At 54.1% G+C, this 24,666-nt stretch carries 25 protein-coding genes and 1 tRNA gene; 17 read left to right on the top strand and 9 right to left on the bottom strand.

Features of this window, described 5'->3' with window-relative positions:
• Window positions 1-156: 156 nt before the first annotated feature.
• The 8 genes from ACUN9X_RS11485 to ACUN9X_RS11450 all read left to right on the top strand — a co-directional run bounded on the left by ACUN9X_RS11485 (window position 157) and on the right by ACUN9X_RS11450 (window position 9,589).
• Window positions 157-1,686, top strand: coding sequence for a bifunctional GNAT family N-acetyltransferase/carbon-nitrogen hydrolase family protein (locus tag ACUN9X_RS11485; protein ID WP_260039325.1), 1,530 nt, complete (start codon window positions 157-159; stop codon window positions 1,684-1,686).
• Window positions 1,687-1,945: 259 nt separating this feature from the next.
• On the top strand, window positions 1,946-2,362 hold the full coding sequence (locus ACUN9X_RS11480; RefSeq protein ID WP_260039328.1) for a hypothetical protein: 417 nt from the start codon (window positions 1,946-1,948) through the stop codon (window positions 2,360-2,362).
• Between the two features lie 174 nt (window positions 2,363-2,536).
• Window positions 2,537-3,256 (top strand): hypothetical protein, encoded by a 720-nt coding sequence (locus ACUN9X_RS11475; RefSeq protein ID WP_260039330.1) that lies wholly within the window; start codon window positions 2,537-2,539, stop codon window positions 3,254-3,256.
• 163 nt (window positions 3,257-3,419) lie between these two features.
• On the top strand, window positions 3,420-5,696 hold the full coding sequence (gene selD / locus ACUN9X_RS11470; protein ID WP_445473137.1) for a selenide, water dikinase SelD: 2,277 nt from the start codon (window positions 3,420-3,422) through the stop codon (window positions 5,694-5,696).
• 122 nt (window positions 5,697-5,818) lie between these two features.
• Window positions 5,819-6,676, top strand: a complete 858-nt coding sequence (locus ACUN9X_RS11465; protein WP_445473136.1) for a putative selenate ABC transporter substrate-binding protein — start codon at window positions 5,819-5,821, stop codon at window positions 6,674-6,676.
• Complete coding sequence (locus ACUN9X_RS11460) at window positions 6,676-7,326, top strand: ATP-binding cassette domain-containing protein (RefSeq protein WP_445473135.1); 651 nt, start codon at window positions 6,676-6,678, stop codon at window positions 7,324-7,326. The genes ACUN9X_RS11465 and ACUN9X_RS11460 overlap by 1 nt, the downstream gene beginning before the upstream one ends.
• Window positions 7,327-7,335: 9 nt before the next feature.
• Window positions 7,336-8,811, top strand: coding sequence for a PhnE/PtxC family ABC transporter permease (locus tag ACUN9X_RS11455; protein WP_445473134.1), 1,476 nt, complete (start codon window positions 7,336-7,338; stop codon window positions 8,809-8,811).
• A 154-nt stretch (window positions 8,812-8,965) separates the two neighbouring features.
• Window positions 8,966-9,589 carry a hypothetical protein gene (locus ACUN9X_RS11450; RefSeq protein ID WP_260039340.1) on the top strand — a complete coding sequence of 208 codons (624 nt, stop codon included), beginning with the start codon at window positions 8,966-8,968 and terminating at the stop codon, window positions 9,587-9,589.
• A gap of 76 nt (window positions 9,590-9,665) precedes the next feature.
• Here the strand turns inward: ACUN9X_RS11450 and ACUN9X_RS11445 are convergent, their stop codons facing one another.
• From ACUN9X_RS11445 to ACUN9X_RS11425, 5 genes are all read right to left on the bottom strand, one after another.
• A complete protein-coding gene (locus ACUN9X_RS11445; protein ID WP_260039342.1) occupies window positions 9,666-9,998 on the bottom strand; it encodes a hypothetical protein in 333 nt (110 codons plus the stop codon).
• Window positions 9,999-10,132: 134 nt separating this feature from the next.
• Window positions 10,133-10,582: a hypothetical protein gene (locus tag ACUN9X_RS11440; RefSeq protein WP_260039343.1), complete on the bottom strand. Its 450-nt coding sequence runs from the start codon at window positions 10,580-10,582 to the stop codon at window positions 10,133-10,135.
• Between the two features lie 113 nt (window positions 10,583-10,695).
• Window positions 10,696-11,085: a PilZ domain-containing protein gene (locus ACUN9X_RS11435; protein WP_260039345.1), complete on the bottom strand. Its 390-nt coding sequence runs from the start codon at window positions 11,083-11,085 to the stop codon at window positions 10,696-10,698.
• A gap of 148 nt (window positions 11,086-11,233) precedes the next feature.
• Complete coding sequence (locus tag ACUN9X_RS11430) at window positions 11,234-11,950, bottom strand: RES family NAD+ phosphorylase (RefSeq protein ID WP_445473133.1); 717 nt, start codon at window positions 11,948-11,950, stop codon at window positions 11,234-11,236.
• Window positions 11,951-12,355 (bottom strand): MbcA/ParS/Xre antitoxin family protein, encoded by a 405-nt coding sequence (locus tag ACUN9X_RS11425; RefSeq protein WP_260039350.1) that lies wholly within the window; start codon window positions 12,353-12,355, stop codon window positions 11,951-11,953.
• Between the two features lie 306 nt (window positions 12,356-12,661).
• Between ACUN9X_RS11425 and ACUN9X_RS11420 the strand changes: the two genes are divergently transcribed.
• From ACUN9X_RS11420 to ACUN9X_RS11410, 3 genes are read left to right on the top strand one after another with little or no spacing between them, the layout of a single operon-like run.
• Window positions 12,662-13,588, top strand: coding sequence for an ABC transporter ATP-binding protein (locus ACUN9X_RS11420; RefSeq protein ID WP_260039352.1), 927 nt, complete (start codon window positions 12,662-12,664; stop codon window positions 13,586-13,588).
• Window positions 13,585-14,346: an ABC transporter permease gene (locus ACUN9X_RS11415; protein WP_260039354.1), complete on the top strand. Its 762-nt coding sequence runs from the start codon at window positions 13,585-13,587 to the stop codon at window positions 14,344-14,346. Before ACUN9X_RS11420 ends, ACUN9X_RS11415 begins: the two co-directional genes overlap by 4 nt.
• Window positions 14,346-14,864, top strand: a complete 519-nt coding sequence (locus tag ACUN9X_RS11410) for a DUF192 domain-containing protein (RefSeq protein ID WP_445473132.1) — start codon at window positions 14,346-14,348, stop codon at window positions 14,862-14,864. Before ACUN9X_RS11415 ends, ACUN9X_RS11410 begins: the two co-directional genes overlap by 1 nt.
• Before the next feature lie 86 nt (window positions 14,865-14,950).
• Here ACUN9X_RS11410 and ACUN9X_RS11405 read toward each other — a convergent pair.
• Both ACUN9X_RS11405 and ACUN9X_RS11400 read right to left on the bottom strand, forming a co-directional pair.
• Window positions 14,951-15,036, bottom strand: a tRNA-Leu gene (locus tag ACUN9X_RS11405).
• Between the two features lie 90 nt (window positions 15,037-15,126).
• Complete coding sequence (locus ACUN9X_RS11400) at window positions 15,127-15,750, bottom strand: class I SAM-dependent methyltransferase (protein ID WP_445473131.1); 624 nt, start codon at window positions 15,748-15,750, stop codon at window positions 15,127-15,129.
• Window positions 15,751-16,013: 263 nt separating this feature from the next.
• On the opposite strand from ACUN9X_RS11400, the gene ACUN9X_RS11395 reads away from it, so the two are divergent.
• Genes ACUN9X_RS11395 through cydC form a run of 4 tightly spaced genes read left to right on the top strand, consistent with a single transcriptional unit; the run spans window position 16,014 to window position 21,843 of the window.
• Complete coding sequence (locus tag ACUN9X_RS11395) at window positions 16,014-17,465, top strand: cytochrome ubiquinol oxidase subunit I (RefSeq protein WP_445473130.1); 1,452 nt, start codon at window positions 16,014-16,016, stop codon at window positions 17,463-17,465.
• A 2-nt stretch (window positions 17,466-17,467) separates the two neighbouring features.
• Complete coding sequence (gene cydB, locus ACUN9X_RS11390; RefSeq protein ID WP_445473129.1) at window positions 17,468-18,469, top strand: cytochrome d ubiquinol oxidase subunit II; 1,002 nt, start codon at window positions 17,468-17,470, stop codon at window positions 18,467-18,469.
• Complete coding sequence (gene cydD, locus ACUN9X_RS11385; RefSeq protein ID WP_445473128.1) at window positions 18,453-20,201, top strand: thiol reductant ABC exporter subunit CydD; 1,749 nt, start codon at window positions 18,453-18,455, stop codon at window positions 20,199-20,201. Before cydB ends, cydD begins: the two co-directional genes overlap by 17 nt.
• Window positions 20,194-21,843 carry a thiol reductant ABC exporter subunit CydC gene (gene cydC, locus ACUN9X_RS11380; RefSeq protein ID WP_445473127.1) on the top strand — a complete coding sequence of 550 codons (1,650 nt, stop codon included), beginning with the start codon at window positions 20,194-20,196 and terminating at the stop codon, window positions 21,841-21,843. The genes cydD and cydC overlap by 8 nt, the downstream gene beginning before the upstream one ends.
• A 9-nt stretch (window positions 21,844-21,852) precedes the next feature.
• Here the strand turns inward: cydC and ACUN9X_RS11375 are convergent, their stop codons facing one another.
• Together ACUN9X_RS11375 and ACUN9X_RS11370 are read right to left on the bottom strand one after the other, a co-directional pair.
• On the bottom strand, window positions 21,853-23,088 hold the full coding sequence (locus ACUN9X_RS11375; RefSeq protein ID WP_445473126.1) for a saccharopine dehydrogenase family protein: 1,236 nt from the start codon (window positions 23,086-23,088) through the stop codon (window positions 21,853-21,855).
• A 60-nt stretch (window positions 23,089-23,148) separates the two neighbouring features.
• Window positions 23,149-23,556, bottom strand: coding sequence for a hypothetical protein (locus tag ACUN9X_RS11370; RefSeq protein ID WP_445473125.1), 408 nt, complete (start codon window positions 23,554-23,556; stop codon window positions 23,149-23,151).
• A gap of 269 nt (window positions 23,557-23,825) precedes the next feature.
• Between ACUN9X_RS11370 and ACUN9X_RS11365 the strand changes: the two genes are divergently transcribed.
• Both ACUN9X_RS11365 and ACUN9X_RS11360 read left to right on the top strand, forming a co-directional pair.
• Window positions 23,826-24,170, top strand: coding sequence for a hypothetical protein (locus ACUN9X_RS11365; protein WP_260035717.1), 345 nt, complete (start codon window positions 23,826-23,828; stop codon window positions 24,168-24,170).
• Window positions 24,171-24,214: 44 nt separating this feature from the next.
• The gene (locus tag ACUN9X_RS11360; RefSeq protein WP_445473124.1) at window positions 24,215-24,646 is read left to right on the top strand and encodes a hypothetical protein; all 432 of its coding nucleotides are present in this window, start codon (window positions 24,215-24,217) and stop codon (window positions 24,644-24,646) included.
• The last annotated feature ends 20 nt before the right edge of the window (window positions 24,647-24,666 follow it).

Below are 24,666 nucleotides of genomic sequence, written 5' to 3'. Positions count from 1 at the left end.
TCGTTATAAGTGACATTTCGCACTAGCGCAGACAGTAACGGCAGTATTTGTCCTGGCCTTGAATTGGTAAATCGGCCGACGCAGATATAACTTTAGCCCGATCTGTTATCCTGAGAACCACTACATTCGCTGATTTATCGCGGGAGACCTGCCGGAATGGCTCATGAAGAACTTCATTTGAATCTCCGTAACCTCACTCTTGAAGATTACGGTCCGCTCAAGATCCTGATGGATCGAATTTATGATGACATTGGCGGTGCATGGCCCAAGGACACCATCAAAGCACTGGTCGAACAGTTCCCCGATGGACAAATCTGCATAGAAGATAATGGTGAGCTGATCGCCGTTGCGCTCACGGTGAGCGTCCAGTACGAGCGCTTCAGTAACCCGCATACCTATGATGACCTGATCCTCAAAAACGAAAAGATCTGGCACAACGCCAAGGGCGACGCGCTCTATGGGCTGGATGTTTTCATCCACCCGGATTATCGCGGTTACCGTCTTGGGCGCAGGCTTTACGAAGCCCGCAAAGAACTGTGCCGCTCGCGGAACTTCCGTGCGATTCTCGCCGGGGGCCGGATTCCCAACTATCACAAGCATTCAGAGCAATACACGCCGGCGGAATATATTGAGCGGGTCGATCGCAAGGAAATCTACGATCCAATTCTGACGTTCCAGCTATCGAACGATTTCCAGGTCACCCGGTTAATGCATAAATACCTTCCGGAGGACGAAAAATCATTGGGTTATGCCACACTTCTCGAGTGGAATAACATCCTGTTCACGCCCCCTGCGTCGGTGCTCAAAACCCGTAAAACCCAGGTGCGGATGGGCGCAGTGCAGTGGCAGATGCGCGAATTCACATCAGTAGATGAAGTGCTCAAGCAGGTCGAGTATTTCGTTGACGCACTCTCAGACTACAAAAGTGACATCGCGATCTTCCCTGAATTCTTTAACGCCCCACTGATGGGCCTGACGGACCAGATGGATCAGACCCGCGCCATCCGCTTCCTTGCTGGCTTCACCCAGCAGTTCAGGGATCAGATGTCCGAGATGGCCGTCAGCTACAACATCAACATCATCACTGGGTCGATGCCTTTACTGGACAACGACCGCGTCTACAACGTGTCGTATCTATGTCATCGTGATGGCCGGGTTGATGAACAGCGCAAGGTCCATATCACGCCTCACGAACGGCGGGATTGGGTAATTGAAGGCGGCAACAAATTCGAGGTCTTTGAAACCGACGCCGGACGCGTTGCGATCATGATCTGCTATGACATCGAATTCCCTGAGCTGGGTCGTATCGCAGCAAGCCAGGAAGTCGACATCATCTGCGTGCCCTTCTGGACCGACACCAAGAACGGCTACCTGCGCGTTCGACATTGCGCTCAGGCACGGGCGATAGAGAATGAGTGCTATGTGGTGATCACCGGCAGCGTCGGTAACTTGCCGAAGGTGGAGAACCTGGACGTGCAGTACGCGCAGTCTTCGGTGTTTTCACCCTCGGATTTCGCTTTTCCCCACGATGCGGTGATGGCCGAGACGACACCCAATACCGAAATGATCATGTTCTCGGATCTTGATCTGGAGAAGCTCACGTTAGTACGTAACGAAGGGTCGGTCACCAACCTGAAAGACAGACGTACTGATCTGTATTCAATTGAAACGACCTCTAAAGACTGACCCCGCTTTACATCGGGCCAGACTCAAGCCAGGAAATCTGGCCCGATGTGCCACACCTTTGACTTGATGTTCGCAGTCAAATAGTTAATGTACACAGCTGATCATATTGCGAAATTGAATTCGTTTGTCTAAAGTTTAAACGATGACGCGGCGTCACTGATCCGATACCTGATAGCATCGATTCGTGAAACCATGTAAAAATGCAGCCAAGTCCTCTCGTAATCTCCTTTTTCTTCGAAAGCTTTAACGGCCGAGGCCCATGGACCGAATTGACCTGAACGTGCAAGACCCTCTACCTGATCTTCTGGCGCGCTTTCGCCTGAAGCGGGGGTTATTTCGCAAGGAAATGGTTGAATCCCGGTTATTTGGCCTTGATCAGTACGGTTGCGTTCTGAAAACCGATAAAGTCTTTGAACCCGGCGACACCCTTCAGTTTGATCTGGTTATGCAAATGCCCTTCGAGGATATCGAAGCCGAAGCACTTCAGGGTTTGGTCGTCGAAGTCAAAAAACACTGCAGCAATTTCTTCTATTCAATTGATTTTATTCAGTCTTCAGCGCGGCAGAGCTCAGAACTCAGCGAAAAACTCGGGCGTATTCAGGAAGTGCTTGATCGGAAGCAGACCCTGCGTTCCCGACGTGGTCGCCAGGGCGCTGATTTTTCTCCAACGCATTGATTGCAAGACGCGCTCTAAAGATTGGTCGTTTTTTCAGCAACATGCGCTACGCTGAAGACAGCAGGCGTTATTCTTTGACCTGGCACAAGGACGCGTCCCGCGTATTCCGCAACAATGTCATACTTCCACTTTATTAATACCTGACCACTACTGAATGAAATGGGGATTTTGATCATGGCGAAGAAAGAAAAAGCTGGCGTGGACAAGCTGGTAAAGAAAGTGAACAAGGAATTTGAAAAAACCTCCGGTCAACTCGAGAAGGTGATTGGTGACGCTTTGAAGCAGTTCGATTCGCTGCAACACCAGGTGCAGGAACCGATCAGAAAGCTCATCGACGAAGTAGAGAAATTACGTGAGCGCGAAATGAAGCGCTTTAATGAAGAGCTCGACCGGCGGCTGAGTGAATTTCACGAGCTCCAGCAATCCTTGCTTGAGCGTGTAGGCCTTGCCAGCAAGGAAATTGAAAAGACGTCTGAAAAAACAGCCGCTAAAGCGAAGAGCGCTGCCACTTCAGCTAAATCAAAAGCAAAATCAACGGCAAAACCTGCTGCATCCAAAGCAAAAGCAGCGGCCAAACCGGCAGCCAAAAAATCGTCTGCCAAACCTGCTACGGCAACTAAAGCCGCAACGTCAAAGCCAGCAGCGAAAAAAGCGCCGGCCAAAGCGGCTGCTAAGCCAAAAGCACCCGCTAAGCCCAAGGCTGTCGATCTGAGCAACCTCACGCTGGTAAAGGGCGTTGGGCCTGCCACGGCAAAGAAAATGCAAGGTATGGGCATTAGCTCAATCAAGCAAATCGCCAATCCGACAGCGGCTGAGCAAGACAAGCTGAAAGAGTTCTCCAGCATGAAGGGATATGACAGCTGGTCAGCCGAAGCAAAAAAGATTGTAGGCTGATAACAGGGCGAGGCGACCCCCAGCGGGTCGCCTGTCACTTCACAGTCACCTTGCCCACCTCCTGTTTTCCTGATTCCGCCTTTCCGTTTTTCGTTCGATCCTGCAACGCGTATGATAGCCGGGCCTTTTTGCCCGTTTTCGGATAACACATGTCGGAGAATCAATGCTGACGCCTGCTCAACCGGTACTACGTGATATCGTCCTCGTTGGCGGCGGCCACAGTCATGTCGGCGTTCTCCGCTATTTTGCAATGAATCCGCTGCCCGGCGTCAGGCTTACATTGATTTGCAGGGACACCCACACCCCCTACTCCGGCATGCTGCCCGGTTACGTCGCAGGCCATTACAGCTACGATGACGTGCATATCGACCTTAGCCGGCTGGCGCAATTTGCCGGCGCCCGCTTTTATCGTGGCGAAGTCATCGATATTGATCGCGACAGAAAACTCGTTCACTGCAACGGCCGCCCCTCCGTGCCTTATGATCTGCTGTCCATCAACATTGGTTCCGCACCTAAGGTCGATGGCATTTCGGGGGCTCATGAGTTTGCGACCCCGGTAAAGCCGATCCACGGATTCAATCGTCGCTGGCTCGATATCCTCGACCGTATGGATCAGCATTCGGGCCCACTGAGCATCGGTATCGTTGGCGCCGGTGCTGGCGGCGTAGAATTAACACTGGCCATTCAACACCGACTTTCCAACGAGTTCCGCGCACGCAACCGAAGCCTTGAGTCACTGCACTTTCACCTTTTCGATAGCGCTAAATCAATTTTACCGACACACAACGACAAGGTCCGGGACACTTTCCATCGGATTCTGGCTGATCGCGGTGTTCACCTGCATCTGGGCAATGCAGTCGATCGGCTGGAAAAAGGCACCCTGCATACTGCCGACGGACAGACGATCGAACTGAACGAAGTTTTATGGGTAACGCGAGCCGGCGGCCCTGCCTGGCTTAAACGTACCGGTTTCTCGCTCGATGACGACGGCTGCATATTGACTCGGGACACTTTACAGACTGCAGATGACGATACTGTCTTCGCCGCAGGCGATATCGCCCATGTCACGGATCACCCCCGGGAAAAAGCAGGTGTTTTCGCCGTAAGGCAGGCTCAGCCGCTAGCGCTTAATCTGGCCCGCGTTGCCCGGGGAAAATCGCCCAAACCGTTCAAGCCACAGAAGCAATGGCTGGCGCTGATCAGCAGTGGCGATCGTTTTGCAGTTGGCTCTCGGGGTGATCTTGCATTCAAGGGGCGGTGGGTCTGGCTCTGGAAACACTGGATCGACAAGCGTTTTATGGCGCGGTTTAGCAAGTTTCCGACTATGCGTTCAGCCAGCACGGATGCTGATACCAGCGCTGCATTAAATGCCGATGACGCCAATCAGGCGATATCCGCTATGGCGATGCGCTGCGGGGGCTGCGGAGCAAAAGTGTCCAGCTCATCTCTGACGCGCGCGTTGGCAAAACTGCAACCATTGCAACGTGAGGATGTAATCGTTGGCCTTCACTCGCCCGACGATGCCGCCGTACTGAGTGTGCCTCCAGGAAAAGCAGTGGTTCATACCGTCGATTTTTTCCGGTCGTTTATTGATGACCCCTATGTTTTTGGGCGCGTGGCGGCCAACCACAGCCTCGGAGATGTCTTCGCGATGGGCGCTGAAGCTCAAAGTGCCACCGCGATTGCCACCATCCCTCAAGGACTGAACAAAAAAGTTGAGGATGTGCTGTTCCAGATAATGAGCGGTGCTGTTGAAGTCCTCAACGACGCTGGCTGTGCTCTGGTCGGCGGCCATACTGGCGAGGCCCAGGAGCTCGCACTCGGGTTTGCTATTAACGGCTTGATCGACCCTGAGGATGTCATGAGCAAAAAGGGTCTGGCGCCCGGCGACCTGCTGATATTGACCAAACCGCTCGGCACGGGAACCCTGTTCGCCGCCCACCAACAGCTCAAGGCAAAGGGTCGCTGGATCGACAATGCGTTGACGTTTATGCAGCAATCCAGCCAGCAGGCTGCCCTGTGCCTTAGGCGGCACGGCGCTCGAGCCTGCACCGATATCACAGGATTCGGGCTGGTCGGACATCTTGTGGAAATGACCCGGCCCTCAGGCGTCGATGCACTGCTTAGCGTATCCCAACTGCCAGTATTGGACGGTGCGGTCGAGACGCTTGCGGCAGGGATCGTCAGTTCGCTTCAGCAGGGAAATCTGCAGGTTGAATCCGCTATCGCGAACGCCAGTGACTGGCGGGCCGATCCACGCTACCCCTTGCTATTCGATCCCCAAACCGCGGGCGGGCTTCTCGCTGGCATTCCCGAAAACAACGCAGAGCAATGCCTGACTGAGTTAAAGGCCCTTGGCTACGCCGAAGCCTGCGTGATTGGCAAAGTAATCGATACCGGCGACGGTTCCGGCCCGATTATGTTGTCGTCTTCACTGTAACCATCGGCAGCTGTTAGCGAGCGCACTTCAACACGCTGCCGTTTGGCGTTATTCTTGGCGCCACCGAGGCCGAAGGAATATCGGCCGCTATTCATAACATGTGACCATCAGGGACTTATTACATGCTAAAAACCTTAAAACGCGCCCTTCTTCTTTCCCTGGCGCTGATAACGCCTGCAGTCGCCGACACATTTGTGTTCACCGCCATTCCGGATGCTGACGAAACCAAGCTTAGGGAACGGTTTCAGTCCGTTGCGGATTATCTTTCGCAAAAGCTGGACGTTGATGTGCGCTATGTTCCGGTCAAAGATTATGCCGCAGCCGTTTCAGCTTTCCGTAACAATCAGGTACAACTGGCCTGGTTCGGCGGCTTGTCGGGCGTACAGGCGCGCGCTTTGGTGCCAGGCTCCCGGGCGATTGCTCAAGGCAAGGAAGACACTCAGTTTGTGTCCTACTTTATTGCCCATAAGAGCACAGGAATCGAAAAATCCGACAGTCTGCCCGATGCGGTCAAAGGCAAGACCTTCACGTTCGGCTCGAAAGGATCGACCTCTGGCCGGTTGATGCCCGAATACTATATTCGCGAGGCTTTTGGCGAGTCACCGGATGACGTCTTCAGTCGTGTCGGATTCAGTGGCAACCATTCACGCACCATACGCCTCGTTGAAGCCGGTACCTATGAGATCGGCGCATTGAACTATGCGGTCTGGGACAGTGAGATGGAAGCCGGCACCATTGATACCGACAAGGTAAAGGTGATCTGGCAAACGCCTCCCTATCAGGATTACCAGTGGACGATTCGTGGTGACGTAGACGAACGCTATGGCGACGGGTTTATCGAGAAGGTTCAGACCGCGTTGGTAGAAATGAAGGATCCCGAACTACTGGGTAAATTCCCTCGTTCTGAATTTATCCCGGCCAGTAACGACGATTACGACTCCATTCGGAATACTGCCGAAGAAATCGGAATTATCGACTAATGGATGCGCTGCGCCTTAACAACCTGACCGCTGCATATGGCGGTCAGCTGGTTCTGGGGCCTATCACACTCGAAATCCGCGAAGGCGAGCGGATTGGTCTGGTGGGTCGCAGCGGCGCAGGCAAATCGACGCTACTCAGTCTGCTGTATGATCGGGTTCGGGATCAGGCTGCACTCGTGCCTCAGGAACAGGGCTTGGTGCAATCGCTTTCAGTGTTCCACAACGTTTATATGGGGCGCTTGTCGGCTCACTCTCGCTGGTACAACCTCACCAACCTGGTATGGCCTCGCCAGCGGGAACTGCGTGAGATCCGCCCCATCCTCGAAAAGTTATCGATAAGCGACAAGCTCCGAGAACCCGTTGAAGCACTGTCCGGCGGCCAGAAACAACGCACGGCGGTCGCCCGTGCTTTGTACCAGAACGCCAACATCCTGCTGGCAGATGAGCCTGTGTCAGCCCTCGATGGCCCGCTGGCCCATGTGGTGATGGGGATTATGGCAGAGGCCTATAGCACCAGCGTTATCGCGATTCACGATATTGATCTTGCCCTGCGTTATTGCCACCGGATTGTCGGCATACAGGATGGTCAGATCGCCCTCGATGCTGCCAGTGATCGACTTTCGCCCGCCGACATCCTTCCTCTCTACTAAGGCTTGATAATGATGGCATCAGCGTCGGTCAGGATATCGCTGCTTTTTGTCGCTATCGGCCTGCTCAGCCTTTTTTTTGCCGACATTGCCATCACCAGCATTAACCCGTGGAAAGACCTGACAGCCCTTTTCATTGGCATCGTCACGCCTGATTTCCTGTCACTCCAGGGTATGGGCACAGCGTTACTGCGTACGATTGCCTTTGCGTTTACCGGCGTTGCGCTGGGCAGTGTTTCCGGATTTCTGTTGGCGCTGGCCTTTCGCTGGCGTGTCGTTCGCATGTTTTCGGCTTTTATTCGCGCGATACATGAGTTGTTCTGGGCTTTGATCTTTCTTCAGTTTTTCGGATTTCACCCACTTACCGGCGTCCTCGCAATCGCAATTCCCTATGCCGGCATCTTCGCAAAGGTATATTCCGACATACTCGATGAGGTCGATCCCACCCCGGCTCGCGTACTCCCTGCCGGTACCAGCACATTTTCTGCATTTCTGTATGCACGTGTGCCGGATGCTCTGCCTCACCTGGCCACCTACACCGCATACCGGCTCGAGTGCGGGTTACGCTCAAGTGCCGTCCTGGGTTTTGTGGGCCTGCCAACGCTGGGGTTCTATCTCGAATCGTCCTTTTCACAAGGATTCTATTCAGAGGTCGGCGCCCTTCTGATTCTTTTCTACGTCCTGATTGCCACACTTCGTTTCTGGGCACGGCCTCGACTGGTGCCGTTTTATATTATTGCCGCCCCGTTTTTTCTGGGTGACGGGCTCCCCATTGTCTGGGGGAATGTCGTCCGGTTTTTCACCGAGGATATTGTGCCCTCACCGATCAGGAACGGAGACGGTATCGCCGGGCTTGCGACATGGTTGAGCGATCTGACGCTGCATGAGGCCCTTCCCGGGATCTGGAACACGCTGGTACTGACCCAGGTAGCCCTGGTGCTGACAGGCATCTGTACCCTGATTGCGTTCCCGTTAATATCACGCCATTTCGGCGGCCCCAAGAGACGCGGGATCGGCCACATCCTGCTTGTCATCGCCCGATCGACACCAGAGTACATGCTTGCCTATATCCTGCTGCAGCTTTGGGGGCCGTCAATGTTGCCGGCCATCGTTGCCCTTGCCCTGCATAATGGCGGCATTATCGGTCACCTGATTGGCAAGCGAAGTAACGAAATCAGACTGCGGCCGGACGCACCGCAAGGGTGTGATCGCTATCACTACGAGTTACTGCCCCGTCTCTATCGCCCCTTTATCGCCTTCCTGCTTTACCGGTGGGAAATCATCATGAGAGAAACGGCGATACTGGGCATTCTTGGTATCTATACGCTTGGATTCTACGTCGACAGCGCCATCCAGAACATCCAGTTTGACCGTGCCATGGTGCTGATCCTGATCACTGCGTCACTCAACATACTGGTCGACACCATCTCTCGCCGAGTCAGGCAACACCTTAAACTCCGCACATCCGTGACCTGCGAAGGCCATTAAGGCGCAGTCAAGCCAGCGCACTTGTCCACCTTATCAGGACAATTTGCTGTAAAGCGTACTCGCGTCACATCATTGACCCAGGCTCGCTGCTATCAATGCACTGTGTGATGTAACATTTTGTTACTTGATGAAACATTGATAGGGCGAATTGGTCATGACAGGGTTAGTCGTAGGTGCAGTCGAAGTCACACTTGCCGTGCTGTTACTGGTACTGGCATTGCGAATGATGACGCTGGCGAAAGGCCTGAATGCAGTAGCAGCCCACGGCATAAGTGAGCCATTTACACCCGATGTCACGCCAGATAGTGCAGAGCCACTGGCATTTGAAGCGGTATCGGCATCCCGCAATGCTTTCCATCGCGTCACCTCGGAACAGTCTCAACCCGTGGTATCAAGCAGTGATCTGACGGCTCAGCTTCACATCTTTGCCAGCATCCAGCTGCTGGACGTAAGGCGGCGGGAACTTGAGTTGAATGCTGCGAGCCCGGCGCTGAAGGCGCTTGCGGCGGCCTATCTATACGGCGCTGCGTGTGCCCTGGCACCGTTTGGCGGCGATGCCCGGGAAAAAGCTTACATAACTGCGGTTAAAGTCGCGCGAAGGTCACTGCACATTAACGATCTGGAAACCCAACAGATTCTATCAACCCTCACGCAAAGCAGCAGTGCGCTTTACTGCTTCAGAAATGGTTTGGAAGGGGCAGAATTCTGGGGGGAAAGACGCTACGTGCCGGACCAGCATTCGCTTTACGCAGCTTTAACAGCTAACGCGTTGATTTGAAGAAGAGGCACCGCAGGTGCCGTTCCTGAACTGAATCTGAACGTATGGGAATAGCACCAGCGCTCCCCCAATGCCGTCAGCTTTCAACCGGCACTTTGCGGGTTTTGGTATCCTTGATCAGCTCCCAATCGCTGCCCAGCGACACGACTTTGCTTTCCTGGCCCTGCCGGGATTCTGTAACCAATTCGCCTACCAGCGTTGGCTTGCTGAAACGACCGTCATCCTGGCGAACCATGCTATCCACATCAACAGACACAACCTGGTATCGCCTCCCTTCCAGGCTGACCTGAGCGCGATGAGACAAGCCAAAAATAAAACGGCAGTAGTCGAGTTTTAATTGCAGCAAATCCTGCTCTGCTTTACTGATTTTGCGAATCAGAACCTGATGCACACTATCTGCGTAATCCATAACGTCTTCCATGAATTCTATAGGTTTCAATAATATTACGCAGTTTAGCATGCGCCGCTACTGAGCGGGATATGGCGCTTTGGAAGGCAGTTGTCAAAGGTCATCAAGAATTTGAGGTTTGGCCCCTCGGTAGGTCAAGACCCGTAATGTGCGTCGAGAACCGGCATCACAGCGTCTGATGTGACGTTTTCGCCACTGGCTTTCAAGTTGATCTGCCAGCGCATATCCGGGTCAGTCGTACAGACAGGTAAGTTAAACTTGGCTTGGTAGGTACCCTTGGCAGTTTTGGTCAATGGTACCGGGTACTCGCCCATATACATGGACTCACCTGTGAGCACCGCCAAAAGTCTGGCCGGCGTGGCAGAAGTGGTAACCGTAAAGGTCATCTTGCGTGATTCCGCCTCCCTGCTTAGCGATATCTGCCAGTCATTGCCGTTTGCTATCCAGCGACAATCCTGTGAATCAAGCAGGCAGGGTTCTGGAGCAACCTTCTCGTTGCCACTGTTTTGCTCAAGCCAACGCGGCACCAACACAGCAGCACTGGCGACTACAGCAACAAACACAACAACCAGACCTGTTCGCACCGACTTTCTCTCTCCCTTCAAGCAGGGCGCATTATTCCAGTAATAACGCGTGAAAATCCATGCCTGTGTCGATCAGTCCGATCAATCGGGCGCTCTGACTTGAGCAGAGTAAATCAAACCGAGCGCTCGCGCATACGGTCCGTCACTTTTCGGAAGCGGGACAAAACGCTCTCGATACGTCCAAGGGATTCGGTAATCGATGATTTCTGGTTTTCGACAAACTCCATTCCGAAGATCGTCCCTTCATCGCCCACCCTGGAATTCCGAACGATCGCCTCCACCTGCTCTGCGGTAATATCGCCGACTTCGGTGGACAACCGGAGGCTCAATGTAACCGTCTCGCCTTCCTTGAAATCGTGTTCGCCAACCACCGCCAATCCGAGTCGGGTGAAATCACACACATTGACCTCTTCCCAGCTACTGGAAAACAGCTTCTTTTTTACTCTGATGCGCGCATCCATCTGGATCAGGGGTAAACGCTCTCTGCGGCGACGCTCTGGCATGAATCACTCCGTACGGATGATTGGCTTTTGGGAAAGCCTTTGTTTCCGGGACTTTAGCAGAGAATTTATATCAAAAGCCGAGGCAAGTCACATTTTACCAAACGCTACAAAACGGCACGGAACGCGGGCAAAGATCCTGAGACTCACCTCATGGCGCGTCGTCAAAGTCAGCAGCCAGACGCCGATGACGGGTCATTCGGAAGGTGTCGGTGATCTGCCGGCCGTCCCACACATACCGCAAATGGGGCCCCTGCCAGGGAAGCGCCATGGTTCGCGGTCGAAAGGCTGCGATACACTCTCCGGCCGGGTCACGCACACTGCGGTACAGAAGGCCGTGACTCCCGGCTTCCCTGCGCACACGTGCGTAATCCTGACTCAACCCATAGCGATCAGGCGACGGGTCGTAGAGACTTTCAAAGGGCTTCCCTCGAATATCATCCACCGGCAGCACAACCTTGCTGATGTAACAGCGCATGGTCAATTCCATCGGCGGGTCCTGAGTAGCCGCCAGAAACCGCTCCCGGTGGAATACCGTTTCCCGGATAGCCGTTTTCAGGGAGCTCGCAGCGTAGTACACCCCAAAAGTACCATCGGTAAACCGGCTTGGCCCTCCCATGTGGGTAAAAGCAGCCATTATGGGGCTTGAACCAGCCCCAAAGACGCGATCTTCCTCCGCTACTTTTTGAATATCACCGGTAAGATCCCGCAACCGATCGTTGGTCAACCCCTCAATTTCAGCAGCCAACTCGAATTCATCCTGGGACAGGACCGACTCAAATATTTCAATAGGTGGAAAATGCGATGGCACGATCCGATGTGCCTGCCATTCGGGTATGCACCCTTCTGGCTCAGGAAATGAAGCCATTCACCAGCCCCGTGCGGCGTCAAGGTAACGACGGGCTTCCGCAAGATGCATCATGCTACCGCGCGTCATGAAAGCGAGTGCCGTCGATCCGTTAAATGGCAGCGCCGTGTTGGGCGCTTTAATCCAGCGAGCGGCTAGCGATTTTGAGGGGTAAAGGATCTGAAGGGCTTTGTAGATGCCCATGATGTAACTGATCCGCTCAAGCTGGTCACGGTTCAACCGCAGTGCGGGCAACTTTGCGTAGTTATTCAATGTTGATCGGGCAATATCACCCAACAACTTTTGGCGGTCAGCCTGAGTGCAGCCCCACTCAGCTGTGATATTGAAGAACGCTTTAAGTGCCACCTGCCCTTTGCGCTCGTCAATATTGGGAGCCTGAGTCGAATGTGCGATTGGCTGTGTCATGACATCACCTGTTGGAAATACCCTATACCATCATGCTACTGCTCTTAGGACTTAATGTCTATATTTGTCATTAATCGATCTTATCTAACATAAATGTACACTCCATTAAAAACCGGATACTTGAATTGATCGGAACATTTTGAATGAGTGTAGGTGTATTTCCTTTTAAGCATCCCCATCCCGCCTGCTCCAATATTCGTATAGAATGCTCGCTTGCGAACGAACATGCGTCCCAACTTCACCTTTATCCGAACTCATCATTTCCACTGAATGGTGTCGTTCACTCTCTTCGAAACAGGAGCTGTCGTGCATCCGGACATTTCCGTCAAAAATCTCAGCAAGGTCTATGCTTCCGGCCATGAAGCATTAAAAGACATCAGCCTTGATATCCATCGCGGTGAGATCTTCGCGTTACTGGGCCCGAATGGTGCCGGCAAAACCACACTGATCAGTATCATTTGCGGGATCGTCAACCTGAGTTCCGGCACTGTGCTTGCCGATGGTCACGACATCGTTACTGAATATCGGTCTGCCCGCAGCAAAATCGGACTGGTTCCACAGGAACTGAACACCGATGCTTTTGAAACCGTCTGGGATACCGTCAGCTTCAGCCGCGGCCTTTTTGGCAAAGCACCAAACCCGCAGCACATCGAGAAAATTCTCAAACAACTATCGCTTTGGGATAAGAAGGACTCTCGCATCATGGCCCTGTCCGGTGGTATGAAGCGCCGGGTCATGATTGCGAAAGCCCTCTCCCACGAGCCTCAGATCCTGTTTCTTGATGAGCCAACAGCAGGAGTCGATGTAGAGCTCCGGCGGGATATGTGGGAAATGGTCAGAGGGCTTCGGGAAAGCGGTGTCACCATTATTCTGACGACCCACTACATTGAAGAAGCGGAAGAAATGGCGGATCGCATCGGCGTTATCAGTCAGGGACAGCTGATCCTGGTTGAAGAAAAAGACGCACTGATGGCAAAGCTCGGCAAAAAAGAGCTGCGACTGCATCTGCAAAACCCGGTGGAAACGCTACCGGAGGGCCTCTCCGACCTGTCACTGGAACTCTCGGATGACGGTTACGAGTTGGTCTACTCATTCGACGCACAGCAGGAGCAAACCGGCATTGCCATCTTGCTGCGGCGGCTCGGCGATCTGGGTATCGATTTCAAGGATCTGCGTACCCGGGAAAGCTCACTCGAAGATATATTCGTTAACCTGGTCAAGGCCAAGTCATGAATCTCCACGGTATTCGCGCAATCTACAAGTTTGAAATGGCCCGCATGTGGCGCACCCTGATGCAGAGCATCGCATCACCGGTAATCTCGACATCACTTTATTTCGTCGTCTTCGGTTCCGCTATTGGCTCTCGTATGGGGGCAATCGATGGCGTCAGTTATGGGGCGTTCATTATTCCCGGGCTGGTGATGCTGTCATTGCTGATGCAGAGTATATCCAATGCCTCATTCGGCATTTATATGCCCAAATTCTCCGGCACCATTTATGAGGTTCTGTCGGCTCCCGTGTCCTATGTGGAGGTCGTCATTGGTTACGTAGGCGCTGCCGCAACGAAATCGCTGATTCTGGGCGCAATCATCCTTCTCACGGCGCGTTTGTTTGTGGACTACAGCATCGATCATCCGTTCTGGATGGTGTTTTTCCTGACCCTCACCGCCATCACGTTCAGTCTTTTCGGGTTTATTATCGGCATCTGGGCAGACACATTTGAGAAACTTCAAATCGTCCCGCTGATGATCGTGACCCCGCTGGTGTTTCTGGGCGGCACCTTTTACTCCATCAACATGCTGCCCCCACTCTGGCAAACCATCACACTGTTCAATCCGGTGGTTTACCTCATTAGCGGTTTCCGATGGGCCTTCTACGGTATATCCGACGTTAATGTCGTGGTCAGCGCAGGCATGACGTTGTTCTTCCTGCTGCTTTGCATACTGGCGATTGGCTACATCTTCAAAACCGGTTACCGGCTGCGCAGTTGATGACATCTTCGCGTTACTCTATTCGGGCTATCAGCATACTTGCGGCCATGCTGGCCTTGTCGGCATGCCGCGCCCCTGGCTCTACCGAAAACACACCTGAAACTGTTGGCATGTGCATTCAAACCGCAACGACTACTCACAAACTCGTGGTCGAGCGCGCTGTCACATCCACAGAAAGAGCAAAAGGCTTGATGGGGCGTGAAGCGCTTCAGGAAGACCACGGTATGCTGTTCGTCTACGACGAAGAACGCCCGCCAGAAGCCACGTTCTGGATGTACCGTACCTTCATCCCGCTCGACATCGCTTATGCAGATGCCAACGGCACCATAAAAGCCATCAAAAAGATGCTGCCCTGCGCCTCGGATAACAGCAGCCAGTGTGCTCACTATGCGGCCGGTGTCAGCTACCACCTCGCATTGGAAATGCCGCAAGGGTATTTTCGGAAGCGGTCAATAAGCGCAGGCGATCGTTTGGTATCGGAAGGCTCAACGAGCCGATGCCCCAACACCGACGCCTGAGAAATACAGCGAGCGCTCTAGCGGACACAGCCAGAAACTAAGAGGCCCCCGCAAGGAGCTGCTTAACAGAGGTATAAGGGAAAAATTGGTACCCGGAGCCGGACTCGAACCGGCACGACCTAACGGTCAGGGGATTTTAAGTCCCCAGTGTCTACCATTTCACCACCCGGGCACGGACAGCTTTGGAAGGAGGCGGGATTGTATAAGGCGCTGAGCGGTAACGCAATTGTTGAAGCCCAAGATCTGAGTGAGATGGGCGTCCTTATTCCGGTTTTCTCGCCACTCCGAAGTAGATGTAGCCCGCTATTCTAGGGGCATTGCGGATATAGAGATTTTCAAGCGATTCAATTTCAAATCCCTCTCCCCGAATGCAGGTACCAATAGGTCGGTTCAGATGGCATCCACCCGCAATTTTCTTCCAGGCTGGTGTGACGCGGTTCTGCCAGATCGCAACCTTTTGATCCGGCGACTGCCCATGCTCACAAAACAGTAACCGGCCGCCCGGCTTAAGCACACGCGACATCTGCTGTAGCGCTTTACGCCAATCGGGAATGGTGCACAGTGTGAACGTGAGCACGACGGTATCCACGCTGTTATCGTCGAGCGGAATCTGCTCGCCCGGTAAATCAAGCCATTCAACCGGCACCGGTGATGTGCTCAGGTTTTGCTGCGCTTTTCGGCGCATACCTGATGAAGGCTCCAGCCCGAAAACACACCCAACTGCTTCAGGATTGTAGAACTGAAGATTCACTCCCGAGCCCATACCGACCTCAAGCACATTGCCTGACGCCATGGGAATCAGCTTTTGTCGGAGTTTCATGATCGACCCGATGCTACAGGCGTGATCAATGACGTGCGGCAGTATTCTTTCGCTGTAAATTCCCATCCTAATCCTGTTTTCAGAGATGTTCGTAATTAAGGAAAACTTGCAGCTGCATTCTTCGCAAGACTTTTTCAGAGACTCTATAGTTGAACAGGATACCTTAGGTCAGCGCCAGGCAGGACAATCCGTCCAATTGTATTAACTTTATGTCAGGAATACGCTCGTTGAGTGTGTGGTGTCACCACCCTATCCGGCTCCAGGCGTGACAGGCTGATATGTACTGATCTGCCCCGCCCTCTCAATAGCGTTAGACCATGGAGGTTTTTGTGGATCTCGATCCGTTATTGCTATCCCGAATTCAGTTTGCCTTCGTGATATCGTTTCATGCCATTTTCCCCGTGTTCACTATCGGGCTTGCATCCTATATTGCGGTGCTTGAAGGCCTCGCCTTTCGTACACAAAACCCTCAATGGGTCAGGCTATCCGCATTCTGGACCAAAGTGTTTGCGGTTGTGTTCGGGATGGGCGTGGTGTCCGGCATTGTGATGTCGTTCCAGTTTGGCACCAACTGGAGCAATTTCGCCCAGGCCTCTGCCAACTTTCTCGGCCCGATGCTGAGCTATGAAGTGCTCACGGCTTTCTTCCTGGAAGCCGCGTTTCTTGGGGTACTGCTATTCGGTCGAGACAAGGTTCCCGCAGGCGTTCACCTTTTTGCGGCGATTATGGTCGCCACAGGCACGCTCATTTCGACATTCTGGATTCTCTCCGCCAACAGCTGGATGCAAACCCCAGCCGGTGTTGAGTTCAGGGATGGCGCATTCCATGTTATCTCCTGGTTCGACGCTATTTTCAATCCATCGTTCCCATACCGCTTCATGCATATGGTGCTTGCATCTTTCCTTACCGGCAGTTTCGTTGTGGCAGGTGTCAGTGCGTGGTACCTGCTGCACCGCAGAGAGGTCGATTCAAACCGCAAGGCGCTATCGATGTGTCTTTGGCTAATTCTGATTATTGCGCCCCTGCAGGCCGTTGTCGGCGACTTTCATGGCCTTAATACGCTTGAACACCAGCCCATGAAAGTTGCGGCGATGGAAGGTAATTGGGAAACAGAGTCAGGAGTGCCGCTGTTGCTGTTTGCCTGGCCTGATCGTGAGACCCAGAGCAATATCATGGAGATTGGCATCCCTCATATGGCCAGTCTTATTCTTACTCATGAGTGGGATGGCGTCGTTCCCGGACTCAAAGAGGTCTCTCCCGATGAGCAGCCGGTCGTGCCCGTCGTATTCTGGTCATTCAGGGTCATGGTGGCGCTTGGTTTGCTGATGATATTTTTTGGGATTTCAGGCCTCGTATTGAGAATCCGCCGCAAGGTTTACACCTCTCGCTGGTTTCTTCAGTCGATGCGGGCGATGAGCATTACACCGTTTTTGGCGGTATTAGCGGGTTGGTTTGTGACCGAGACGGGGCGATCACCCTGGCTGGTCTACGGCATGATGACCCAGGCTGAAGGCGTCACACCGTCGCTAACGGGCGGAATGGCACTGTTCTCACTGATTGGCTATATCGTCGTATATGCGCTGGTCTTCACCGCTGGCGTTTACTACCTGTTCCGTGTACTCCAAGCCGGCCTTGAAGACGACGATACTGACGAACCGGATGAGCAGTCCGAGCGCCCGATGCGGCCATTCTCAGCGGCACACGTCAAATTCGAATATGAGCCCTATCCCGGCATCGGTGACGATATGGATTCCGACCCCACCCGGAAAGGAGGTAACTGATCATGCAAACCTTTGACCTGGCATTGATCTGGGCTGTGATTATCGGGTTCGGCATCATTATGTATGTATTGATGGACGGGTTCGATTTGGGGCTGGGCATCCTCTTCCCCTTCGCTCCCGACGAAGAAGCCCGGGATGTGATGATGAACTCTGTTGCGCCGGTATGGGACGGGAATGAAACCTGGCTGGTGCTTGGTGGCGCAGGATTGCTGGCCGCATTTCCACTGGTGTATTCGATATTTCTGCCAGCACTTTACATCGGTGTATTCCTGCTGCTTGCTGGCCTGATTTTTCGAGGGGTGGCATTTGAATTTCGCTTCAAAGCCAACACGTCGCGTTATCTCTGGAACTGGGCATTCGCAGGCGGTTCGATGATCGCATCGTTCGCCCAGGGGGCCGTTGTTGGCGCCTATATTCAGGGCTTTAATACCGAAGGACTGGTCTATGTTGGCGGCGCTTTCGACTGGCTGACGCCCTTCACTGTACTCACCGGATTTGGGCTCATGGCCGGTTACGCGCTACTGGGAAGCACCTGGCTGATCCTTAAATCCGAGGGCTACATTCAGGATTGGGCCTATAAAATCGCGATGCCCCTGCTCTTTGTCGTGCTGGCCGTATTTGCCGTTGTCAGTTTCTGGACGCCGTTTGTTGATGACCTGGTACGCGATCGTTGGTTTTCAACCATCCAGGTAATCTGGATATTACCGGCGCTTGCCATGTTCTGTGCCTACCGCATATACCGGTCACTGAAGATGCGGCGTGAAGGCATGCCGTTTGTGGCGACGATGGGTCTGTTTATCTTCAGCTACCTGGGGCTGATTGTCAGTCGTTGGCCCTACGTTGTGCCGCCCAACTTCACGCTTTGGGATGCAGCCTCTGCGCCGGAATCGCAATTGTTCCTCTTGCTCGGGCTTCTGTTCGTTATCCCGATTATTCTGGTTTATACCGCTTGGACCTACTGGGTATTCCGCGGCAAGGTTCGCGCCGATGCCGGCTACCACTGATTCGTTGGCGCCGCAGCTGCAAGAAAACGCGGCTGCGGCGACTGACGACGGGGCTGAGCCTCGCCCCTCCTCTCGCCAGTGGCTTGCAGACTTGGGCACACATGCCCGTCCGCTTGTTTTAGCCGCCATCGCCGCCGGCCTTGTAGCGGCTGTGGCAACGATCGTGCAGCTGGGGTTGATCGCCTGGACCATTGACCAGGCAATCACGCATTCCAGAGCGCTGCCGGATCTGTACCCCGCAATAGCTGGCATTATCGTCGCTATTGCCGTCAGAACCCTGGCGCAAATCGCCAAGGACACCGCAGCCGCAAGTGCAAGCCAGACTGTAAGACAGGAAGTGCGCAAACAGCTCGCGCAATCCTGGCAACACAAAGGTCCGAATGGAATGGATTCTGACAGTCCGGCCACCCATGCCAGCGAATGGCTTGAACAGGTTGAGGCGCTGGACGGCTATTACGCCCGTTTCATGCCGCAGATGCTGCTTTCAGTTCTAGTGCCAGTCATGATTCTGCTAGTGGTCTTTCCGCTGGATTATATTGCCGGCGGCTTTCTTTTACTTTCGGCGCCCTTGATTCCCTTGTTTATGGCGCTGGTCGGTATGGGCGCGGAGCGCCTGAACCAACAGCATTTTGAAACCCTTGGGCGCCTATCAGGCCACTTTCTCGATCAGTTGCGCGGCATACTGACTCTGCAGCTGTTCAACCAGACGGAGCATGCAACTCGAGATGTGCGCGAAGTGTCTGATGCCTACAGACGCACCAATATGAAAACACTACGCATCGCCTTTTTATCATCTGCGGTGTTGGAATTTTTCGCCTCGGTCGCCATCGCAGTGATTGCCATTTATATCGGGTTTGGCCTGCTGGGCTACATCAACTTTGGGCCTTCCGCATCGCTCACACTGTTTACCGGCTTGTTTGTACTCATGCTTGCACCTGAATTTTTTCAGCCACTGCGCCAACTGTCGCAGTATTACCATGACCGGGCCGCCGCACTGGGCGCTGCAGAACAGCTTATATCGCGCCTTCAGCCGGTGACGAATACCCCTTCTCCCACTGCCACTCGGCAAACCGAGGTGCCTGAAGCCCTGAGCAACCAGGTCGCGATTGAGGATGTAACTGTTGCCTTTTCGGGGCGCGGCAATGTTCTGAGCAGCATCAATCTGGCAATCCCCAGAGGCAGTGTCATCGGGCTGGCCGGCCCATCGGGCTCTGGAAAATCAACACTGCTGAATCTCATTGCGGGGTTCCAGCAACCCACGCAAGGTCGAGTGACGGTATTTGGAGCCCAACCTGGCTCTAACCGCTTTGGTTGGCTGGGTCAGGAACCGTACCTCTATCACGGTTCCTGGGCTGAAAACCTGAGACTGGTGGCGCCGGAGGCGAGCGACGCGTCCCTGCTCGCTGCGCTTGACGAAGTTGGCCTGAGAGAACGAGTTGATGCCGCACCGACCGGCTTGCACGCACCACTTTTCGAATCCGGTGCTGCCCTTTCTGGCGGTCAGGCCCGGCGGCTGTCGCTGGCGCGCGTGCTGTTATCGGATTATGACCTTGTGCTACTGGATGAGCCCACGGCCGGGCTGGACGAGCACAGCGAAAAGATGATCATCAATGCGCTGCAAACGTTGGCCGATGGCCAGCGCACACTGATTTTCTCAAGTCACCACGCAGCGATGCTCGCGTTCGCTGATAGGGTCTATCAACTCAATGAAGGACGGCTGGATAATGCGTGAGCTCTGGCCCTGGCTACAACCACTAAAGCCACATACCGGTCGCCTGCTGCTCGGCGCCGTGCTGATGCTGACAACGCTGCTGGCAGGTATTGGCCTGCTGGGCCTGTCGGGCTGGTTTCTAACCTCGGCCGCCGTAACGGGGGCGTTGCTGGCACAAGGCATTCAGGCGACTCTGAACATATACACCCCTGGCGGCGGCATTCGCTTCTTCGCACTAGCGCGCACAGTCGCTCGCTACTTTGAGCGCGTCGTGAACCATGACACCGTGTTGCGACTGCTGGCCGACCTCCGGACCTTGTTGTTTAACGCTATTACACGCTATCCGATCAACGCAGCCGCCCCCCACTCTTCGCGCAGGCTCAGCAGGCTCACTCACGACATCGACGCACTGGACAATCTCTACCTCAGGCTGGCCGCGCCGGCAGCAGTGGCGTTGGTTACCACACTCATCGCTGCCGGGCTTGGTCTGCTGATCAGTACCGCGACTGCCGTTCTGTTGCTGTGTTTGTTCGCTGCGCTTCTGGTCTGCGTCACAGTTCTGTTGGCGCGAATCAACCTGAAATACACACAGCAACGCATTGATAGAATTGAGGAATTGCGTCTCGATATTATCAGCACACTGGACGCGCACAAAGAACTGGCGGCTGCCGGACTGATGACATCCAGAGGCCGGATGCTACTGCGTGACGATGCCGCCATCATGGCACCTCAGCTCCGTGCCGACCGCAACACGGCGGTGGCACAAGGGCTGGTTACCGCAGCTGTGCAGGTCGCGATGATTATCGTACTCATCAACGGCCTGTTTGCAGTTCAAAGTGGTCAACTAAGCGGTCCGGCACTGGTGCTGGTGATCCTGGCTTTACTGGGCGTCGGAGAGGCTTACACGGCCCTGCCCCCCGCATTCGGCGCCTGGGGGGCGACTGTCGGCTCAGCTCGCAGGCTAAACCGGGAATCCGGCCCGCAAGTAGCGCCAGATAAAGTCGATACAACACACGTCCAGGCCGGCACACTAGAACTTACGAACATCGGATTTCACTATCCCGGGCAACCTCCGACGGTTGCCGGTCTTTCTTTTTCTGCTAACGAACAACATTCGATCGGGCTGGTGGGCCGCTCAGGCGCCGGCAAAAGCACGGTCGCCAGGATTGCGGCTGGACTACTTAAACCACAATCGGGAGTTGTCACCTTCCCGGTTACACCAGACCCGGACAACTTGGCTGTGGGGATTAACCTTGGCGTCAGCTACCTGGCCCAGCGGACCCAGCTGTTCAACATGACGTTGCTGGATAACCTGCTGATAGGAGATGCTGGCGCGTCGGCGGAAAAGATCTGGAAGGTATTGGAGGTCGTTGAACTCGCTGCCACCGTTAACCGGTGGTCCAACGGGCTATTGACCTGGATTGGCGGAAACGATCATCAGCTATCGGGCGGAGAGGCCCGACGCGTTGCGCTTGCCCGCGCATTGTTGGCGGACGCACCTGTCATCATTCTTGATGAGCCCTTCACCGGCGTCGACAACAACATGGCAAACCGTATCAAACAGCGTCTTCCCGGCTATCTCGCCCAACGTACCCTGATCGCGCTGGCGCATGATGAGGAGGCATTGCCAAGAGTTGATCAGGTGATCACTCTTGGCACCTGACACGTCAGCCTAACGGCTTTCCATTACCTCAAACCGCAAACCGGCATTTGCTTCCAGCCGTTCAATGATCTTGTGGCCGAACAGCGATGCTGGCGTCCAGAAGCCGCCAGGGGTTGCGGCGTCCAGATCGAACGTAAGGCACATGGCCGCTTCACCCAACATTTTACCGGTAGAACCGTAACCGGGATCACGGTCGCCGGTGACTTTGGTGCGCAGCAACTTGCCGTCAGCCGAGATGCCAACAAAGCGCAGATCATAGAAGCCCTCACGCTGCGCTTTTGGCGTTGGCCCTTCACCTGGCTTGGGTAGTACGAATTTCTCAAGTGCCCAACGTGTTGGCTTGATCACACTGGCAACCAGGAATCCGCCCATACCGGCTGTGACCGCCAATGCTGCAGCACGCCCCTTCAAACCGGTGCCTGTCAGCACGGCTTCGTCATAACCGAATTCTTCGCCGTAAGCGGCGTGTTGAAGGGCGTTGGAGCGGTGAACTACACGGGTATTGATCGCACCCATCACAAACGGCGCTGTCCAGGCATCGAAGTCGGCATCAAACTCAGCTGATTTGACGTTGTGCTGGCGACGGGACGGGCGGAAATCAGTCGGGCATATCGAGTAAGGATTCGCCAGAGACTTGCGCAGTGCCGGATCGGCAGCGGCCTCCTTCGCAACGTTGATCAGACTGGCAGCGGTACCACCTGAAAATCCGCCTTTGGCAGCTTTTACCCGCATTTTGACCGTCGGACAGGCCGCACCGAACTGCTGTGCAGCTTGCTGCTGAAGGAAAAACACACCCAGGTCAGACGGAATCGAGTCAAAGCCACAACAATGAACAATGCGAGCGCCGGAGGCTTTCGCCTGGGCCTCGTATTTGATGATCATTTCCCGGATCCACTGCACTTCACCGGTCAGATCGCAATAATGCGTGCCCTGTTCGCAGCAGGCTTTCACCAGCGGTTCGCCATAGAGCGCATACGGCCCTACTGTGGAGATTACTGTGCGGGTCTGGGCGCACATGGCCGCCAATTGGGCATCATCACTGGCATCGGCGATAATGATATCCAGATCAGCCGCTGGCGCGCCAAGATCCGCTTTCAGACTCACGAGTTTGCCTTCTGACCGTCCGGCTATGGCCCATTTTACGTTGCCATCAAGCCCATATTGTTCGATCAGATACCGGCTCAGTATCTGCCCTACAAAGCTGGTTGCACCAAATACGATGATGTCGAATTGCGGATTACTCATGCCAAAATCCTTTTATAACCGGTTTGAAATACGGATTTCAATTTATTGATTTTTATAGATTTATACCGTCTTTCGTTCGCCCATCAACTTCATGAAGACGGCAAGACCCAAGCCCCAGAAACCATTTAACAACAGCCCGCCAACCCAGGTCTGTGCGGTGACGTCTATTCCCTTGATCGGAAAGACCACCAGCATGGCCACTACAGTCGGGCCGATCGCACCCAGCAGAATTGCGAGAGACCAGAAAGCTGCAGTACCCAGGTGACGGATAATAGCCCAAATTGCGATCCCCCAGAGACCGCCAAAAAATGCGAGCGACAATACCGCAGGCACGCCAATCGGCGGCACCGACGTCATGTTGAACGGTGCAGCTGGCACCATGCCCAGCAGGTAAAACAGGCCAAACAGTCCCTGGTGGAAAATAAGCGTAGCCAACAGACCGGCGATAAAAGCTTTTAACCAGATCATGAACACTCCTTGGTGGAATAAATTGGGCGCAACACTTGAAGCGGCGAACCACGCCATGCAGCCTTGCGAATAGTTGGGAAATGCACCAAAAGATAAGCAAACAAACCTATCAGAACCCGACTGAATACGCACATAATCAGTTCAAAGATCAGTTCATTATTCGATTATCAGTGCAAACAGGAGATGCGCGGCAGTTCGGCCATTCTGCTGATTTCCGCGGTCAATCACACTGACAGCATCCCGGTTTACAACATGACAGGAGTAAAAATGTGACGGTGTTTCTCTCATTCAGCTTCGTGCTGCTTCTGGCCGTGACGATCTGCGTACTGATTTATCTGAAACAGCAACGCCAGACCATCAATGCGGCTCTGGCGAGGCTTGACGCCTTAAACGGTTCTGATTCAGGTGACGCATCTGATCCCTATATGGTGCTTACCGTACGAGTACTCGACCCTATCGGCCTGGCCAAGCGAGAATCACGTTCGGCACGCGTGGTGGCGGACCACATGCCGGCGATGGTCAGCAAGCGGGTCTACCAGCAAGTGATGAAAGAGCTCGGCGAAGAACTGAACGCACGGGGCATTGAAGCGGAAATGGCCGTTGAGTACCGCTAAAACTGCCGCTCAGTCGCTTGAGGCTAATACAGGAGACACCGTCTATGACTGCATTTAACCTGTTGATGCTCGCCGGTATCATCGCGTGCCTGGGCGTTACTGGGCGCCTGGTACTGGAGAACGAAAAGCGGTTGCGGGATGTTTATCGCCGGCTCCCCAGGCTTGAAAACCGGTTAAAGCGCGCTGAATTTGAAGGTAATGAAACGGACGAAAAGCGCGCGCTGCTCGAAAATACCGTAACGGGCGGCACGTTTACGGTAGAGTTTATCCATCGCGCGATATCCACCACGACCTTTGACGTAATCAACCGGCTATCAAGCAACGAGCGAGTGAGAACGGGTAGTGAACAGGCCCGCGCGCTACATGACGACGCGGCAGGCGGCGTGTACCGGTCGATCCGCGTTGCCAACAAACAGATCCATTCGCTGGCCGACATCATTATCCAGCAGAAAAGAAAACGTAAAACCACAAAGTAAATGGCGATTCCTTCCGTTTA

This window comes from Marinobacter sp. V032, from assembly GCF_052645435.1.
This window is presented reverse-complemented; position numbering and strand designations above follow the sequence as displayed.

Coding starts and splice junctions, on each gene's coding strand:
- ACUN9X_RS11485 (WP_260039325.1), top strand. CDS start 157: ATGGCTCATGAAGAACTTCATTTGAATCTCCGTAACCTCACTCTTGAA.
- ACUN9X_RS11480 (WP_260039328.1), top strand. CDS start 1,946: ATGGACCGAATTGACCTGAACGTGCAAGACCCTCTACCTGATCTTCTG.
- ACUN9X_RS11475 (WP_260039330.1), top strand. CDS start 2,537: ATGGCGAAGAAAGAAAAAGCTGGCGTGGACAAGCTGGTAAAGAAAGTG.
- selD (WP_445473137.1), top strand. CDS start 3,420: ATGCTGACGCCTGCTCAACCGGTACTACGTGATATCGTCCTCGTTGGC.
- ACUN9X_RS11465 (WP_445473136.1), top strand. CDS start 5,819: ATGCTAAAAACCTTAAAACGCGCCCTTCTTCTTTCCCTGGCGCTGATA.
- ACUN9X_RS11460 (WP_445473135.1), top strand. CDS start 6,676: ATGGATGCGCTGCGCCTTAACAACCTGACCGCTGCATATGGCGGTCAG.
- ACUN9X_RS11455 (WP_445473134.1), top strand. CDS start 7,336: ATGATGGCATCAGCGTCGGTCAGGATATCGCTGCTTTTTGTCGCTATC.
- ACUN9X_RS11450 (WP_260039340.1), top strand. CDS start 8,966: ATGACAGGGTTAGTCGTAGGTGCAGTCGAAGTCACACTTGCCGTGCTG.
- ACUN9X_RS11445 (WP_260039342.1), bottom strand. CDS start 9,998: ATGGATTACGCAGATAGTGTGCATCAGGTTCTGATTCGCAAAATCAGT.
- ACUN9X_RS11435 (WP_260039345.1), bottom strand. CDS start 11,085: ATGCCAGAGCGTCGCCGCAGAGAGCGTTTACCCCTGATCCAGATGGAT.
- ACUN9X_RS11430 (WP_445473133.1), bottom strand. CDS start 11,950: ATGGCTTCATTTCCTGAGCCAGAAGGGTGCATACCCGAATGGCAGGCA.
- ACUN9X_RS11425 (WP_260039350.1), bottom strand. CDS start 12,355: ATGACACAGCCAATCGCACATTCGACTCAGGCTCCCAATATTGACGAG.
- ACUN9X_RS11415 (WP_260039354.1), top strand. CDS start 13,585: ATGAATCTCCACGGTATTCGCGCAATCTACAAGTTTGAAATGGCCCGC.
- ACUN9X_RS11410 (WP_445473132.1), top strand. CDS start 14,346: ATGACATCTTCGCGTTACTCTATTCGGGCTATCAGCATACTTGCGGCC.
- ACUN9X_RS11400 (WP_445473131.1), bottom strand. CDS start 15,750: ATGGGAATTTACAGCGAAAGAATACTGCCGCACGTCATTGATCACGCC.
- cydB (WP_445473129.1), top strand. CDS start 17,468: ATGCAAACCTTTGACCTGGCATTGATCTGGGCTGTGATTATCGGGTTC.
- cydD (WP_445473128.1), top strand. CDS start 18,453: ATGCCGGCTACCACTGATTCGTTGGCGCCGCAGCTGCAAGAAAACGCG.
- cydC (WP_445473127.1), top strand. CDS start 20,194: ATGCGTGAGCTCTGGCCCTGGCTACAACCACTAAAGCCACATACCGGT.
- ACUN9X_RS11375 (WP_445473126.1), bottom strand. CDS start 23,088: ATGAGTAATCCGCAATTCGACATCATCGTATTTGGTGCAACCAGCTTT.
- ACUN9X_RS11370 (WP_445473125.1), bottom strand. CDS start 23,556: ATGATCTGGTTAAAAGCTTTTATCGCCGGTCTGTTGGCTACGCTTATT.
- ACUN9X_RS11360 (WP_445473124.1), top strand. CDS start 24,215: ATGACTGCATTTAACCTGTTGATGCTCGCCGGTATCATCGCGTGCCTG.